Source organism: Calothrix sp. NIES-2100 (genome assembly GCF_963875285.1).
Classification (GTDB): Bacteria; Cyanobacteriota; Cyanobacteriia; order Cyanobacteriales; family Nostocaceae; genus Aulosira.
The window spans coordinates 7,081,574-7,097,286 of sequence record NZ_CAWNLA010000001.1 but is presented as its reverse complement, the minus strand read 5'-3'; the positions used below and the strand labels follow the sequence as shown (position 1 = coordinate 7,097,286).

At 43.5% G+C, this 15,713-nt stretch carries 12 protein-coding genes; 10 read left to right on the top strand and 2 right to left on the bottom strand.

All coding sequences use genetic code 11. From position 1 onward, the window contains the following. Nucleotides 1-8: 8 nt before the first annotated feature. From AACU32_RS28930 to AACU32_RS28890, 9 genes are all read left to right on the top strand, one after another. Complete coding sequence (locus AACU32_RS28930; RefSeq protein WP_096604779.1) at nucleotides 9-575, top strand: hypothetical protein; 567 nt, start codon at nucleotides 9-11, stop codon at nucleotides 573-575. After that, entirely contained in the window at nucleotides 575-2,311 is a 1,737-nt protein-coding gene (locus AACU32_RS28925) for an ABC transporter ATP-binding protein (RefSeq protein ID WP_096604777.1), read from the top strand. Before AACU32_RS28930 ends, AACU32_RS28925 begins: the two co-directional genes overlap by 1 nt. A gap of 138 nt (nucleotides 2,312-2,449) precedes the next feature. Next, nucleotides 2,450-3,655, top strand: a complete 1,206-nt coding sequence (locus AACU32_RS28920; RefSeq protein ID WP_096604775.1) for a hypothetical protein — start codon at nucleotides 2,450-2,452, stop codon at nucleotides 3,653-3,655. Next, nucleotides 3,648-4,835, top strand: a complete 1,188-nt coding sequence (locus tag AACU32_RS28915) for a glycosyltransferase (RefSeq protein WP_096604773.1) — start codon at nucleotides 3,648-3,650, stop codon at nucleotides 4,833-4,835. The genes AACU32_RS28920 and AACU32_RS28915 overlap by 8 nt, the downstream gene beginning before the upstream one ends. A 15-nt stretch (nucleotides 4,836-4,850) precedes the next feature. Continuing rightward, nucleotides 4,851-6,632, top strand: coding sequence for a glycosyltransferase (locus tag AACU32_RS28910; RefSeq protein ID WP_096604771.1), 1,782 nt, complete (start codon nucleotides 4,851-4,853; stop codon nucleotides 6,630-6,632). 110 nt (nucleotides 6,633-6,742) lie between these two features. Then, nucleotides 6,743-7,939: a glycosyltransferase family 2 protein gene (locus tag AACU32_RS28905; protein WP_096604769.1), complete on the top strand. Its 1,197-nt coding sequence runs from the start codon at nucleotides 6,743-6,745 to the stop codon at nucleotides 7,937-7,939. A 39-nt stretch (nucleotides 7,940-7,978) separates the two neighbouring features. Continuing rightward, nucleotides 7,979-9,421: an RNA-guided endonuclease InsQ/TnpB family protein gene (locus tag AACU32_RS28900; RefSeq protein ID WP_096604767.1), complete on the top strand. Its 1,443-nt coding sequence runs from the start codon at nucleotides 7,979-7,981 to the stop codon at nucleotides 9,419-9,421. A 52-nt stretch (nucleotides 9,422-9,473) separates the two neighbouring features. Continuing rightward, nucleotides 9,474-10,715: an efflux RND transporter periplasmic adaptor subunit gene (locus tag AACU32_RS28895; protein WP_096604765.1), complete on the top strand. Its 1,242-nt coding sequence runs from the start codon at nucleotides 9,474-9,476 to the stop codon at nucleotides 10,713-10,715. Nucleotides 10,716-10,949: 234 nt separating this feature from the next. After that, a complete protein-coding gene (locus tag AACU32_RS28890; RefSeq protein ID WP_096604763.1) occupies nucleotides 10,950-12,131 on the top strand; it encodes an ABC transporter permease in 1,182 nt (393 codons plus the stop codon). Nucleotides 12,132-12,338: 207 nt separating this feature from the next. Here the strand turns inward: AACU32_RS28890 and cobW are convergent, their stop codons facing one another. After that, on the bottom strand, nucleotides 12,339-13,379 hold the full coding sequence (gene cobW, locus AACU32_RS28885; protein ID WP_096604761.1) for a cobalamin biosynthesis protein CobW: 1,041 nt from the start codon (nucleotides 13,377-13,379) through the stop codon (nucleotides 12,339-12,341). A gap of 189 nt (nucleotides 13,380-13,568) precedes the next feature. On the opposite strand from cobW, the gene AACU32_RS28880 reads away from it, so the two are divergent. Continuing rightward, nucleotides 13,569-14,429: a glycosyltransferase family 8 protein gene (locus AACU32_RS28880; RefSeq protein ID WP_096604760.1), complete on the top strand. Its 861-nt coding sequence runs from the start codon at nucleotides 13,569-13,571 to the stop codon at nucleotides 14,427-14,429. Nucleotides 14,430-14,601: 172 nt separating this feature from the next. Here the strand turns inward: AACU32_RS28880 and AACU32_RS28875 are convergent, their stop codons facing one another. After that, complete coding sequence (locus AACU32_RS28875; RefSeq protein WP_096604758.1) at nucleotides 14,602-15,315, bottom strand: biliverdin-producing heme oxygenase; 714 nt, start codon at nucleotides 15,313-15,315, stop codon at nucleotides 14,602-14,604. Nucleotides 15,316-15,713 lie beyond the last annotated feature (398 nt).

The following is a 15,713-nucleotide window of genomic DNA, read 5'->3' as shown; positions in this document are numbered from 1 at the left end:
TTAAGCACATGACTCAAACATTAACTCAAGCAGATTTAATCAACTTTGATTCGCCAGCATCCAAAATCAATATTTCCTGGGGCGATCGCGGCTATGAATTGTCCTATTGGACAGAAACAGGAATGGAGAAAGAGACCCTGCTGCACAAAGTCATGGATTTACTCATAGCCTACAAATATTTCATTGTTATAGATCAAGGCTGGAGTGACTGGGATTTAGAGATTTCTCAGGGGATTTGGTCAAAAGTGCAGCTGAAAATGTGTGCTGAAAATCATGGAGGTAACAAACGAGTTCTGAGAGTGCGATGTGCCCTGAGAATGTCACAGTTAGCTACTATGGCTATGGTTGGTTATTGTCTGTTCACAATTTTGGCAATGCTTCTGGGAATGCCAGAAGTAGCAGCAATTACAGTTACACTCAGTATATTCAACGCTTGTGTCATCCTCTACCAGAACATCCAACTCGGACGTGTTCTCTACCAAGTGTTGGAAAGCATTGCCAAAAGAGTCTATCTGCTGCCGATACAAGTCGCTAATAACAAATCTGTCGCCCAAAGTCCGATCTTACAGCCATAATGACTACCTCGAAGTTCAATATAGATTTGCATATCTATCGACGCTTGTTACTTCAAGTAAGACCATACTGGTTTCACATTGTCGGTACTTTTCTCCTCGACCTGCTGTCAACTCCCCTGGCTTTACTTACGCCTTTACCATTAAAGATTGTTGTTGACAACGTTATCGGCTCGCAACCGCTTCCTAGCTTCTTAAATGCACTGCTACCAGTGACTTGGACAGATTCCAAAACCGCTGTACTTGTATTTGCTGCTAGTTTAGTAGTATTCATTGCCATACTGCGCCCACTGCTGGGGCTGGCAAGTTCGTTACTGCGAACCTATACCAGCGAAAAGATGGTTCTGGACTTCCGGGCCCGCCTGTTGCATCACGCTCAACGTGTCTCACTTTCTTACCATGATTCCGTAGGTACATTCGACTCCACATACCGCATCCAATACGATGCCCCGGCTATCCAATGGACAACGATTGACGGCATTGTACCGTTATTTATTACCAGTTTGTGGCTTGTGGGTATGTTCTATGTAACTGCCCTAATTGACTGGCAATTAGCTTTGATTGCGCTGTTAGTTTCACCCTTTTTGTTTTTAGTGACAAGGATTTCCAGCAGCAGCTTGCGGACTCAATGGCTTGACTATCAAAAGTTTGAAAGTTCAGCAATGTCAGTGGTTCAGGAGGTGTTAGGAGCAGTTCGAGTCGTCAAGGCTTTTGGAAGGGAAGAACGAGAACGGCAACGCTTTGTCAGCAACTTTAGTAAAGCAATTTGGATACGTATCCGCGTCGTTGCCATTCAAAATTTTGTCAGTTCCCTCATTAACCTAATAACTGCTCTGGGATATGCTGTCATTCTGTTTATGGGCGTGCGACACGTTCAAACAGGTATTTTGACTTTGGGTGAACTGCTGGTAGTAGAGGCATATATTACACAGCTATATGGGCCATTGCAATCAATCGGTAATCAAGTCACAGGGCTACAGCGATCGCTTGCGAGTGCGGAGAGAGCTTTCTTACTTCTCGATCAAGCACCAGATGTAATTGAGAGCAAAAATGCCCAACCGATTACTCGTGCTTTAGGTGCAGTCAGCTTCCACAATGTTTCCTTCGCCTTTAATAACAACCAAGTTTTGCAGGGGATATCCTTTGAAATTCCCGCCGGAACCCACTTAGGCATTGCTGGGAGAACCGGTGCAGGTAAAACAACTTTAGTAAACCTGCTGATGCGGTTCTTCGATCCCAGCAGTGGTCAAATTTTGCTCGACGGCGTTGACTTACGAGACTACAAACTCGCCGATTTGCGTAACCAATTTGCGATCGTTTTACAGGAGCCTGTACTGTTCTCAACTACTATAGCCGAGAACATAGCCTATGCTAAACCAGATGCGAGCGATCGCGAAATTATTGCCGCAGCCAAAGCAGCCAACGCTCATGAGTTCATTTCCAAACTACCCCAAGGCTACGAAACTCAAGTTGGCGAACGTGGTATGTGCCTTTCCGGTGGCGAACGTCAGCGAATTTCCCTCGCCCGCGCCTTCCTTAAAGATGCTCCCATCTTAATCCTTGACGAACCCACCAGTTCCGTTGATACCAAAACCGAAACCGCAATCATGGAAGCGATGGAACGACTTGTACGTGGACGCACCACCTTTATGATCGCCCACCGCTTGAGTACCCTAGACATTTGCGATATGCGGATGGAAATTGAAGATGGACGACTGATCAATTTAATAGCTGCTTAATCCTGAGTCAACAGTCAATAGTCATTGGTCATTTGTCATTTGTCATTTGTCCTCCTTGTCCTCCTTGTTGCCCTTGTGCCCTTTGTCCCCCTCATCCCCCTGCCCCCCCAGCCTCCTTCCATTACTAAGTAGCTGCCAATGTCTTCAAAACTTCGCATCATCGTCACAGGACTAGTCGGCTTGTATCCAGTCGGTGGAGTAGCGTGGGATTATCTCCAGTACGCCATCGGGCTGGCGCGATTGGGACACGACGTATACTATCACGAAGACACTTGGAGCTGGCCGTATCATCCCATTGATAAAACTTATACCTCAGACCCTAGCTACTCCGCACAATACATTCAAGAATTCTGGGAACAGTACGCGCCAGAACTGAAAGACCGCTGGCATTACCTGCACCTACATTCAACCAGTTTCGGCATGAGTCTGGCAGAATTCACCGAAGTAGCACGGACATCTGATGTATTCCTCAATGTCAGTGGAGCGTGCATAATTCCCGATCGCCTCTCCTCACGGTGCGTGAAAATCTTTCTCGACACCGATCCCGGCTACAACCAACTGATGCTCAGTGAACGCTTTGCTTGGTCAGAGAACGTCGAGCGATGGTGCGATTCCGTAGCAGCCCATGACCGACACTTTACTTATGCAGAGAACATTTATAACGCAGATTGCCTCATCCCTAAGGTAGATTTTACATGGCAGACAACACGAATGCCAGTTGTCATGGATTTGTGGCAGCGTGTCGCCTCTGTTCCACCACCCCAAAACGGAGCGTGGACGACAGTAATGACTTGGAACGCCTTCAAAGGAAAGCTGATCTACAAAGACGTAGAGTATAACAGCAAAGGCGCTGAGTTTGAGAAATTACTGACTTTACCCCAACAGACAAATGTACCCCTGAGTGTGGCGGTAGGTGGCGTAAAAGCTCCCCTAGAGGAAATAGCAACTGCCGGGTGGAAAGTAGTAGACGCGCCTAGTGCAACATTGACACCAGAAAGTTATCAGAAATTTATCGCTAACTCACGCGGTGAACTTTCCCCAGCTAAACACGTATACGTAGCAATGGCCAGTGGTTGGTTTAGTTGCCGTTCTGCTTGCTACTTGGCTGCGGCTCGTCCTGTGGTTGTTCAAGATACTGGCTTTAGTAGCATCCTGCCAGTAGGAAAAGGGATTTTGACATTTACAACACAGGAAGAAGCGATCGCAGCTATCCATGAAGTCGAGGCAAATTATACATGGCACACAACAGCAGCACTTAACATCGCTCACGAGTATTTCGACTCGAATCTAGTACTCAGCCAACTGCTTGATGCCGCCCTATCTTCAGGAGGTCGTCATGACTAGCCTACGTTTTAACAATTCCGATCCAGTCAACCGCCTGCGGATTATCGTACTTGGCTACATCGTGCGCGGCCCTATAGGTGGCATGGCTTGGAGCGATCTACACTACCTCTTAGGTCTTGCCAGCTTGGGACATGATGTCTACTTCGTTGAAGATAGCGATGACTATCCCTCTTGCTATGACCCAGTAAGAGGTGTGATGGATACAGATCCGACCTACGGGCTGGAATTTGCAACGCGGATTTTTGCCAAAGTTGGACTAGGCGATCGCTGGGCATATTACGATGCTCACACAACCACTTGGCATGGCTCCTGCGCTAATCATATTTTAGACATCTGTGCTACTGCCGATGTGGTTTTGAACTTCTCTGGCGTAAATCCCCTGCGTCCTTGGTTGATGGAAATTCCCGCACGTGCATTTATCGATAAAGATCCAGTTTTTACCCAGATTCGGCATTTAATTAATCCAGCAGCTTTAAATTTAGCCAAGCAACACACAGCTTTCTTGAGCTTTGGGGAAAATATCGACAACAATCGCTCTACCATCCCCAATGATGGACTACCTTGGCAAGCTACGCGCCATCCTATTTTCTTAAATGCTTGGCCTGCCACACCAGGAATCGAACCAGGAAAGTTTACCACGGTCATGCTCTGGGACAGTTACCCAGCCCGTGAATACAATGGGCAAAAATATGGCATGAAGTCTGATTCTTTTGAGCCTTACTTAGATTTACCCCAAAAGAGTGAATCTATTTTTGAGTTAGCCGTAGGTAGCCCAACAGCACCGCGATCGCTACTTGCAAGTAAAGGCTGGTTACTACAAGACCCCCATGAGACAACCCTAGACCCTTGGACTTATCAGCACTACATTCAACAGTCAAAAGCAGAGTTCACCGTCGCTAAACATGGTTATGTCATTAGTCGCAGCGGTTGGTTTAGCGAACGGAGTGCTGCTTACCTCGCCAGTGGTCGTCCGGTACTGGTTCAAGAAACAGGCTTTTCTGATTGGTTGCATCAGACAGGATATGGCGTTATTCCCTTCAATACCCTGGAAGAAGCACTCGCGGGAATCGGTGAAATTAACAGCCGCTACAAGTTCCACTGTCAAGCAGCTAGAGAAATTGCCGAAGAGTATTTTGATGCCCGTAAAGTCCTAACCCAACTCCTCGATCGCCTAATTTAAGCAGGAAAATTGCCGATGATTACCTCTACTTCCCCTACCATCAGCGTCATTATCTGCACCTACAACAGACATTCGAGCTTGCAAAGGGCAATAGACTCTGTTTTGCTGCAAGACGAGAAAGACTTTGAACTCATCATTATTGATGATGGTAGTGATGAACCTGTAGAGATACATCATCAAGCATCTATACGCCCGATCCGCACTCAGCATCATGGTGTAGGTGCGGCGCGTGCTGAAGGATTGAACGCTGCTAGGGGTACATTCGTTGCCTACTGTGATGATGACGACGAATGGAAACCGAATCATCTCAGTACACTTTTGCAGTATTTGAAAGCAAACCCAGATATCAGCCTTGTTTACGGTGATTCTGAATGGGTGCAAGCAGGGGTGTCACCGTCCCCAGTAGTTTACTCATTTGAATATGACGGGACACTTCTGAGTTATGGAAATTACATTTTTGCTACTGATGTAATGCACCGTAGAAGTGCCGCACTGGAAGTAGGAGGTTTTGACTCATCGTTACCAGCCTATGAAGACTGGGATTTGTGGTTGCGAATGAGTCAGGTGCATTTACTCCGCCATATTCCAGTGGCGATCGCATCTCATCACTGGCATGAAAATTGCGTTTCCGCAGGCGATCGCTGGCAAGAATGGGAAAAAGTCTATTGGAATCACCAGCAGCGATTAGCTCAAGCGGGGGCTGCGGCTCAACACGATTTGATACCTAACGCTGCGGAAATTGCTGATTTTGCTCGCAGTACTTGGCAGCCAGGACGCAGGGAATTAATTTGGCACTCGATACTACGTCCCAATGAAGGCTATGGTTCTGTGGGGCGACAACTCTTGAAAGCTGTTGCTAGTCTTGGTGTTGATATTACAATTGCACCCACAAAAAACCAAGCGCCGATAGGCTTTGAGGAATTTTTTAACCCGCTGGATAGTTGGAGTAGAATTGGCTTTTACTATCACTATGCTGTTCGTCCCAGCGTTTTGCAATGCGATCGCATTGTTAATTATTGTATGTGGGAATCTACTTTAGTTCCCAAAGATTTTGTTGAGGAAATCAACAAATCTGTAACATTACAATATGTCCCTTGTCAGCAGAATGTAGAGAGCTTTTTGGAATGTGGTGTCCGTGTTCCGATTAAGGTTTTGCACCACGGGGTTGATACACAACAGTTTCCTTTACTGAACCGTTGTCACTCAGAAATTTTCACTTTTGGAACCTTTGGTGACTTCAGTCCGAGAAAAGGAATAGATGTTTTACTGCGTGCATTTCAAGACGAATTTTCTCCTCAAGAATCAGTGCGTTTGCTGATGAAGAGTTCGTCAAAAGCTGCGGCTTATGAAGTCAACCATCCGCAGATAAAATTCATTTCTGGCTTTATGAATCAACAGGCGTTACTAAACTTTTTGCAGGATCTGGATGTATTCATTCTCCCGTCTCGGGGAGAGGGATTTGGTCTTTGCGGTTTGGAAGCAATGTCTACAGGCTTACCGCTGATTGCGACAAACTGGAGTGGCCCCTCAGAGTACCTCGATCCTGAAGATAGTTTTCCGCTGGATTATCGTCTGGTAGATGCACAGGGTATCGAATCAAATCGCGTTCGCTACTTCGGTTTGTGGGCGGAACCTGATTACGAACACCTGCGTTATTTGATGCGGTGGCTGTACGAACACCCGCAGGAGGCTGCTGTGGCTGGACAAAAAGCAGCACGGCGAGTTCATGCCAATTGGACATGGGAGCGTGTTGCCAAACAGATGTGTGCTGATTTTGACAAATTTGCTAGTGAATAGTACGGTTTGATGAAAAAACGAACCGCAGAGTACGCGGAGTACGCGGAGAAATAAGAGTTTAAAAGAGTTTTTGTATAAGTATTGTTGTGTTTTGTTTATGGGTATAAAAAATGTCTCAAGAAAAAGTTACTGTTGCAATTCCTACATACAATCGGGCAGATTTACTTAAGCGTTGTATGGAAAGTGTGTTAGCCCAAGACTATCCAGATTTACGATTGTTAGTTTTGGACAATGCCTCCGATGATGATACTGACATGGTTGTGCGATCGCTGGCGAAGGAAGACCAGCGAATTACCTATATCAGGCACGAAAAAAATATTGGTTTCGCCAGAAATTGGCAACGCATCATTGAAGTGAATCAAAGTCCATATCTAACCATAGTGCCGGACGACGATTTAATTCTCCCGAGCTTCATCCGTGAATCTGTCCAAGCTTTGGATGAACATCCCAGTGCTGGGTTTTCTTTGGCGTTGCCTAAGTTCATCGATGAGAATGGCACAATCTTGCCGCAAAAACAAGACACTGGAGATATGCCCGATGGTTTAATCAAAGGTCTGGAATACATCGATTTGTGTATTGCTTGGCGCGGTTGCTCTATTTATACTGCTACTACAATGATGCGGGCTGCTGCAATTGCAGAGGTCGGCTCGTTTGATAGTCCACATTCCTGGACGACGATTGACTCGAATTTGTCCTTCCGGCTAGCGGCGCGTTTTGATATTGTTTTCTTGAAAAAGGAACTGGCGCTGATTCGCGCTCATCCAGGACAGATATCAGAGCATCCTTGGCAGAAGTTTTCTGTCTTGGCCGAGTCCATAGATGCGATCGCTTACCTTCTACAATCAGACCGTGCTGCCGATCCCACCTATCGTCAGCAACTAGGAGAACGCTTGCTAGCTTTGAATGCTAGAAAAAGTGAGTCCATACACCACTTAGTACCACATCTATATTGGTCTTGGACGGAACGATTAGAATTAGCAGCACAAGACGTGGCTGCATTGATTCCCCCAGGAGAAAGTTTTATTTTGGTTGACCAAAATCAGTGGGGAGGTGAGTTTGTAGGCGATCGCCATGCTATTCCTTTCATTGAACGAGATGGCCAGTATTGGGGCCCACCAACAGATGATGAAACTGCAATCTCAGAAATAGAGCGATCGCTCTCAAGGGGCGCTAGCTTCATCGTTTTTGGATGGCCGGCCTTTTGGTGGCTATATCATTACGATCGCTTGCATCGCTACCTGCGCGATAATTTCCGCTGTGTATTGAAAAATAGCCGCCTCGTCGCCTTCGACTTACGAGAGTGTTAGCTAAATCAAAAAGATTAAAAATTCAGGAGGTGAGTTTCCTTGTTGCTTAACTATCAATATCGTATTTACCCAAATACCAATCAAAAGCTAGAGCTTAATTACTGGTTGCGAGTATGTAAGTACTGGTACAACAAGCAACTAGGAGATAGGTTTAATTGGTGGGAAAACAATCGCAATAGCATTAATGCCTGTCGATTGATTTGTTCGTTGCCTGAATTACGAGATCATCCTAACTTCTATTCTCAAAAGAAACAGTTACCTATTCTCAAAGAAGATTTAATAAAAGTTGTTTCTTCTGGTGAATTGTTGGATTTTACTCGTGTTCCATCACAGACGTTACAAGATGTTTCTAAGCGGGTGGATTTGGCTTTTTCTCGTTTTATTCAGGGGAGCCAGTCCCGTGCGCGGGTTCCCCGCGTTGAGGGAACTGGCGTTGATAGCAATGGGGTACGTGCAGGAAAGCCACGATTTAAAAATGCCGCACGTTACCGAACTATGCGGATAGAAGGGCAAGCTATAACGATAGAGCGCATAGAAAAAGATTGGTTATTCTTGTCGTTTTCAAAGTTAAAAGGTTGGATAAAGGTACGTTTACACCGTCGATTGCCTGATGGTTTTGTCCTAAAAAACGCACTTTTGACTAATAAAGCTGATGGCTGGTACATCACTATTTGTTTAGAAGACCCAAGTGTACCAAATTTTTCTCCTGATAACATTATCCCAACTTGGGATAATACTTTGGGTCTAGATGCTGTACTTCATGAAGATGATTATTTGGCAACCTCATATAACAATAAGTTGCCATCTCTTAAGTCTTTCAGAAAATCTGAAAAAAGACTAGCGCGTATATCTAACCGTAAATCTGCTAAGAAAAAAGGTAGTAAATCACGTCGTAAACTAGCTAAAAAAGAAGCTAGAGTTCATCAACGTATTGCTAGAGCAAGAATTGACCATGCTTTCAAAACTGCTCATGCTTTGATAAGAACAAATAAGAAAGTTTTTTTATATGAAGACCTTAAGTTAATATCTCTCTCAAAAAGGAATAAAGCTAAACAAGATGAAAACGGTAAATATTTACCCAACGGTCAATCAGCTAAATCAGGATTGAATAAATCTTGGAATGATGCTGCATTTGGGCAGTTTTTTACAATCCTAGAATACATAGCTGGAAAAGCTGGTGCTAGGACAATAGCAGTAAAACCTGCATACACATCTCAATTACTTGCGTATCGTGACGAGTTCATTTTTACTGATCGCGATATCCGTGAGTATTGGGATGAATTTGAATCGCTAAAAGTTGACCGTGACGTTAACGCCGCTATCAACATTAAGCGCGTGGGGCTGGGACTGTTCCCCACGATAAAACGCCGTAAAGGGAATCTTGTAGTAACTGAATCTACTACTAATAGTACCTCGAAGGAAGTTCTGGAAACATTAAAATGTACCAGAAGCCTACAGCGCTCTTCGAGTCGCTGTAGGTAGTTCACTCGTCCTCACTTGTAGCCAACTGCAAACCCACACTAGGACAAGTCTCATGATCTGGAAAGATGAAAAAAATAGATTCAAAATTGCAGGTCGATGGCTAGCCTGGTCAGGAGTTTTGACTTCAGTCGGTGTTGGCGGTTGGCTGACATACTTTTTAGTTATCAATCAACCTCCTGAGCCAATAGCAGTGCGCTTACTCACCGTCGAGCGGGGTAATGTTGAAACCACAATCAATGAAAGTGGTACTGTTGAACTGCGGGAACAGCGGATTTTGAAGTCACCAAAAGAGGGTGCAGTGGAACGGGTAATGGTAAAACCTGGTTACAGGGTTAAACCTGGTCAAGTTTTACTCACCCTGCGCTATCCTGAGAGAAAAATTGCCCTTGCCGATCAACAGTTGCAAATTCAGCAAGAAGAACTCAATTTAGCACGCAATCGCGATAAAATTATCGAAGCCCAAGAGCGTTTAAGCGCCGAAGAACACCAACTTCAGAGGCTGAATCCCTTAGTCAAACAGGGAGCAATTGCACTAGAACAAGCTCAATCTCAGGAAGATGCAGTGCGCGTAGCTAAAGCTGCGCTGCGAGATGCGCAGTCAGAGACACGTACATCCGCGCTCAAAATTCAAAGCCTGCGATTGCAGAGCCAACTGATTCAGCAGCAACTCCAAGATAATATCGTCACTGCACCAATGAATGGCGTAGTTTTAGGTGTCAATGTGCAAGATGGTGATGGAGTAGAGGTGCGTACCAACCTGCTTACCTTGGGCGACCCCAGAAAAATATTGGTGAAACTCCAGCTTTCTACTCTCAACGCTGCTCAAGTCCGAGTCAGCCAATTTGCCCACGTTACAGCCATCGGCCCTAATCCTCAGACATTCACTGGACGCGTACAAAGCCTGTATCCTCAAGCACTCACAGCTGACGCTCAAAAACAGGAGGGCGGCGGTCAAAATCCATCAGATCAACCAACAGTACCCGCAACGGTTCGGCTTGATACCCCGACTCGGACACTGCTCCCTGGTAGCCGAGTAAACGTTGAGATTATTTTGCAACAAAGGCAGAATGTAGTAGTTTTAAACACAGAAGCTATTCAGCGCTCTGAAGCACAGCCTTTTGTGTGGATTCGGGATACTAAAAATCAAGCTCAGAAAAGAACTATTAATTTAGGATTGGAGGGATTATTGAACGTAGAAGTCACCTCTGGTTTGCGTGCTGGCGAACAAATTATCCTGCCACCTGTAGAATCGCAATTAAAGCCGGGAATGCCAGTTAAAATTACTGACAAGTAATACCAATTTGCAAAAATAATGTAACAGATATACACGTCCTAAGCCTTATATTATCTAGCTTTCTTTTCTTACAGCGATTTTCAGGTAAATGAACCACATTTTTTTATTTCACGCAAAGGCGCAAAGGCGCAAAGGTACAAAGAAATACAGATACCAGCTTGTAGTCTAAATACATGAAAACTGCTGTAATTTTGAATTTTGAATTTTGAATTTTAAATTTTGAATTGTTATCAAATGGCTCTTTCAGCTTTTGACTTACTGACTATTACTTTTCACTCCTTAGGTAGGAATCCTTTACGTTCTGCCTTGACTACTCTAGGGATATTTATGGGTGTGGCGGCTGTCAGTGCCACACTTCAGGTTGGCACTATCAGCCGCACTTTGATCGCCCAACAACTGGAAAAACGAGGCGCACCTCAAGTCTCGGTATACCCAGACTGGGATTCTGGTGGTCGCAGTAGTCAACTTAAGTTGGAAGATATGGAATACTTGCGCCAACGGTTAGTGGGTTTACGGGCAATCAGTGCTTTTAATTGGGCTGGCCCTACACCAACTGTATTTCAGGACAAGGAATTTAGTCCTCCTATGTCACCTGTATCTCAAGATTTTCTGCTGACTTCTGGGAAAGCCTTACTATCAGGAAGGTTCTTTACGCCTGAAGATTTTGCCAGTTACCGACCAGTGGTAGTTGTCGATCAATTGCTAGCAGAACAACTTTTTCAGAAGCAGAATCCTTTAGGTCAGATGATTTATGCTGGGCGTAGACCCTATATCATCGTCGGGGTGGTAGCGACTAGTCTAGATGAAAATGCCCCGCCAACGGGTCAATTGTATGTACCGATGCCTGTTTATAATGCTCTAACTGGTAGCCGCGATATTGGCAGCATCCAAATGCGCCCTGACAAACTGGAAAATGTAGAAGATTTGAGCCACCAAGCTGAGGATCTGCTGCTACAAAGATTCCCAGGTCAAAAATTTAAGTTTTGGAATAATGTATCAGACATCATCCAGCAGCAGAAAACCCTGGAGATGGCTTCTCAAGGTTTAATGGCAGTAGGCGCGATCGCACTATTAGTTGGCGGTGTCGGGATTGCAAACATTATGATTGCCTCTGTAACCGAAAGAACCGCTGAAATCGGTTTGAGACGGGCATTAGGAGCAACCCAACAGGAAATTATGCTGCAATTTATTCTCGAGGCTATGCTTTTAAGTCTAATTGGAGGAACAGCAGGCTTGGGAGCAGTACACGGATTGACGGTTATAGTCGCTGATACCTTTAAATTGCCCTACGAGTTTAATAACAGGATTGCAGTGTTGGCATTGGGTTCAGCTTTACTGGTGGGGGTAGGAGCTAGTTTACCTCCCGCCGTGCGGGCTAGCCAGATCGATCCAGTCAAAGCCCTACGTTCAGAGTAATCACCAAATTTTATACCAATTTGAAAAAAGAATGTGACAGATGGTAGGGGCACAGCACTGCTGTGCCCTCTAGAATATATTGATGTGTCGCAAACATTATTTGAATCGGTATTAGATTTGAAATTTTGGATTTTGGATTGAAGAAATTTTCATCTAAAATCCAAAATCTATGCTCAAATCAAATTTGATATCCGCTAGCTAACTAACTTATAAAGCTACAAGTTGCGATTCTATCTCCGCAGATTTTAAATCGCGACCGATGAATACTAAACGAGTTTGCCTAGCTTCTTCTGGTTGCCAAGGGCGATCGTAAAACTTATCAAATCTAGTGCCGACACCTTGCATAACTAAACGCATCGGTTTATTCGGTACAACTACAAAACCTTTAATGCGATAAATCTCTTGTTGATTTGCTATTTGTTGCAGCTGTTGTTGTAGTTTTTCCGGGTCAAAGGCACGGTCTAAAATTACGTGAGTTGAAGTAATTTCGTCATCGTGGTCGTGGTCTTCTTCCGTATCATGATGACTAGGACGGCTATCTAAATTGTCTTCCACAGCCGCTTGCAAACCGAGTAATATAGATGGATCGAGTTGACCGCGATCGCTCTCCACAATCTTCACCACCCTCGGCAATTCTTGTTTGACTAATTCCTCAACTTGTGATTTAGTCTCACCATCCACCAAATCAGTTTTATTTAAAACTACCAAATCTGCACAAGCTAATTGGTCTTCAAACAGTTCTTGCAATGGAGTTTCATGTTCTAGACTATCATCTGCTTGCCGTTGGGCTGCCACTGCTTCTGGATTACTGGCAAATGTCCCCGCTGCTACCGCCGCACAATCCACGACAGTAATTACCGCATCCACTGTTGCACCAGTGCGAATTTCTTCCCATCGGAAAGCCTTAATTAGGGGTTTTGGTAAAGCTAACCCAGAAGTTTCAATCACAATGCAGTCAATGCGATCGCGTCGCTTGAGTAACTGTTGCATCGTCGGATAAAACTCTTCTTGCACGGTGCAGCACAAGCAGCCATTAGTTAACTCAAAGATATTACTTCCATCCTGACTATCTTCGGGACAAATTTGACAGGATTTCAACAATTCGCCATCAATACCGAGTTCGCCAAATTCATTAACTAAAACCGCAATCCTTCGTCCTTGGTTGTTTTGTAGCAGGTGGCGAATTAGGCTGGTTTTACCACTACCTAAGAAGCCTGTGATCACTGTGACAGGAATTTTTGTAGCCATATTTTTGCCTAATTTACTCAGTATAGTGAATTTTGCTGATTACAAACTTAAATACTGAGGTTAAACTGAATCAAAAGTTCGACTTAGTTATTTTAAGCTGAAATTCTGCACTAATTCTCAAACTCTTAATGCTGTTTGTGAATTTAATTCCCTATTGAAACCATTTCCATATAAAAATTTAGGAATCACATGGAAATTCTGTTTTGTTTTGATGAACAATATGAACAACACTTTGGTGTGGCTGTCACCTCTCTAATATTGAATAATCTTGAACATGTCAAACAAGTTCATATAATAACTAATAAAATCAACAGTAATTTGCATCATAAACTTGAACAACTTAAAGCCAAGTGTGATGTGAATTTTTTAATTTATCAAATAGATGATGCATCTGTAAAAAATTTAAAATTATCTTACCACATATCATCTGCTTCATATTATAGATTACTAGCAGCCGATCTCCTGCCCAGCCATCTTAGTAAAGTTCTTTATCTTGATTCAGATTTAATCGTTAACGGTTCACTTCTGGAGCTATATAATTACGATCTATCCAATTATATAATTGCAGCTTATAGCGGTTTAGCAAAAGCTGTAGCTACAAAAAAAAGGCTTCAACTTCAGAGTGACTATTATTTTAACGCTGGTGTCATGCTAATTAATTTAGATGCATGGCGCAAAATAGATGTGGGCAGTAAATGTCTTGATTTAATCCGTAATCAACCTGACTTAGTCCTGTTATTAGATCAAGATGCTTTAAACAAAGTCATTGATGGTCAATTTTTAAATTTAGACAACAAGTGGAATTCATTAGTTAACTTATATGCGGGAGAATCAGCGATTAATGAGGAATCAATTATCGTACATTTTGTTGGCTCATTAAAACCTTGGCATAGCTGGTGTATTGCTGCTGAAAAGAAAATTTATTGGTTATATCTTCAACAATCGCCCTGGTCAAGTGCTTACCCAGAATTACCTAATAATTTTAAAACTTTTTTATCCGCTATAAAAGCATTAATCCAACAAATTAAACTGAAAAAGCTAAAATCATGACTTATTAGTCCCGAATCCCGCTGAAAACAATATCCCATTCCAAATTCACAATCTAATATTCCCAGTCTAATAGCCTGAGGGGCAACTTCCTTGCGATCGCCTAAGCCTCATCTACTCAGGTGACCCCAGGGAAATTGCCCCTAGATTTTAAAAAAATTGATTTTACAACGAATTATTCAGCGGTAGCGAGTTCGGTGCTGCCACGGGTGCGCTTTCTGGTTAAGGTGTTGTAAAGCATGATACCGATGGCTTTGATTAAATTACCTTCCAATTCTTGGAACATCTTCATGTTCATACCAAAAGCGGCGTTGGCTTCATCCACGATGCGATCGGCTGTAGCTTCATCAATCGGCAATTCATCCAAAGCTTGACGATACTTAGCTTTAAATTCCTTCTCGTCGGTAATCTCTGCAAATTCATAAAAGGCAGTACCACCATCAGTGAGGTTCATTGCTGTTTGGGCAATACCTTTAAGGATTTGTCCACCAGATAAATCACCAAGGTAACGGGTGTAAGAATGGGCAATTAATAATTCCGGTTCTGTGGCTGAGATTTCCCGGATACGTTGGACGTAAGCTTCCCCAGCTGGAGATAGTTTGACTTGCTCCCGCCAGTTAAAACCATAGTAGTAACTCAGGTCTTCCTCTAAGGTTTGCTTGCGGTTGAGTTGAGGAAAATTAATTTTACTAACAATTGGATGGTTCTGGTGCTTTTCCATCTCCTCTTCCATAGCTGAGTAGATGAAATAGAAATTACCAACTAGCTTGCGGTATGAGCTTTTCTCCACAACCCCTTTTAAAAAGCACTTGACAAAACCGACATTTTCTGCCATCGTATGGGCTTTTTTAGTGCCTACACGCAATTTGCTTGCTAAATTGCTACTCATGCTAAAATTCTCAACTTTAAAAGGTCAACTACCAGAGTTTCGATTTACTAATGGCTAAATTAGGCCATTAAAACGTTACATTAGAACGATTTGATGAGAATTTATATTAAAAATTTTTAAGCAACCGGAGTTTGAACTTTTTTTGCACAGTAAAGCGTAAGAACCTGTAGTTTTAGAAGATGATTCGCAGTCGTCATGAGCTAATTTGCGGATTTACCCCAATAACTGCTGATTTTGCGAAAAATCAGCGGATGTGATGTTTTCTACAGCTTAGTTGTCTGCCGCTGCTTTGTAGAGTCATCATTAACTAGGAAAAACCGTCAAAAGTCCTAGTCATGCTTGCAAAGATTATTTATCAATTTGCAGAAACCAGATATTTTAAGGAATCTTTACGATAA

Excerpts from the sequence above, each read along its gene's own strand:
- AACU32_RS28930 (WP_096604779.1), top strand. The coding sequence starts at position 9 with ATGACTCAAACATTAACTCAAGCAGATTTAATCAACTTTGATTCGCCA.
- cobW (WP_096604761.1), bottom strand. The coding sequence starts at position 13,379 with ATGGCTACAAAAATTCCTGTCACAGTGATCACAGGCTTCTTAGGTAGT.
- AACU32_RS28880 (WP_096604760.1), top strand. The coding sequence starts at position 13,569 with ATGGAAATTCTGTTTTGTTTTGATGAACAATATGAACAACACTTTGGT.
- AACU32_RS28905 (WP_096604769.1), top strand. The coding sequence starts at position 6,743 with ATGTCTCAAGAAAAAGTTACTGTTGCAATTCCTACATACAATCGGGCA.
- AACU32_RS28920 (WP_096604775.1), top strand. The coding sequence starts at position 2,450 with ATGTCTTCAAAACTTCGCATCATCGTCACAGGACTAGTCGGCTTGTAT.
- AACU32_RS28925 (WP_096604777.1), top strand. The coding sequence starts at position 575 with ATGACTACCTCGAAGTTCAATATAGATTTGCATATCTATCGACGCTTG.
- AACU32_RS28875 (WP_096604758.1), bottom strand. The coding sequence starts at position 15,315 with ATGAGTAGCAATTTAGCAAGCAAATTGCGTGTAGGCACTAAAAAAGCC.
- AACU32_RS28890 (WP_096604763.1), top strand. The coding sequence starts at position 10,950 with ATGGCTCTTTCAGCTTTTGACTTACTGACTATTACTTTTCACTCCTTA.
- AACU32_RS28910 (WP_096604771.1), top strand. The coding sequence starts at position 4,851 with ATGATTACCTCTACTTCCCCTACCATCAGCGTCATTATCTGCACCTAC.
- AACU32_RS28895 (WP_096604765.1), top strand. The coding sequence starts at position 9,474 with ATGATCTGGAAAGATGAAAAAAATAGATTCAAAATTGCAGGTCGATGG.
- AACU32_RS28915 (WP_096604773.1), top strand. The coding sequence starts at position 3,648 with ATGACTAGCCTACGTTTTAACAATTCCGATCCAGTCAACCGCCTGCGG.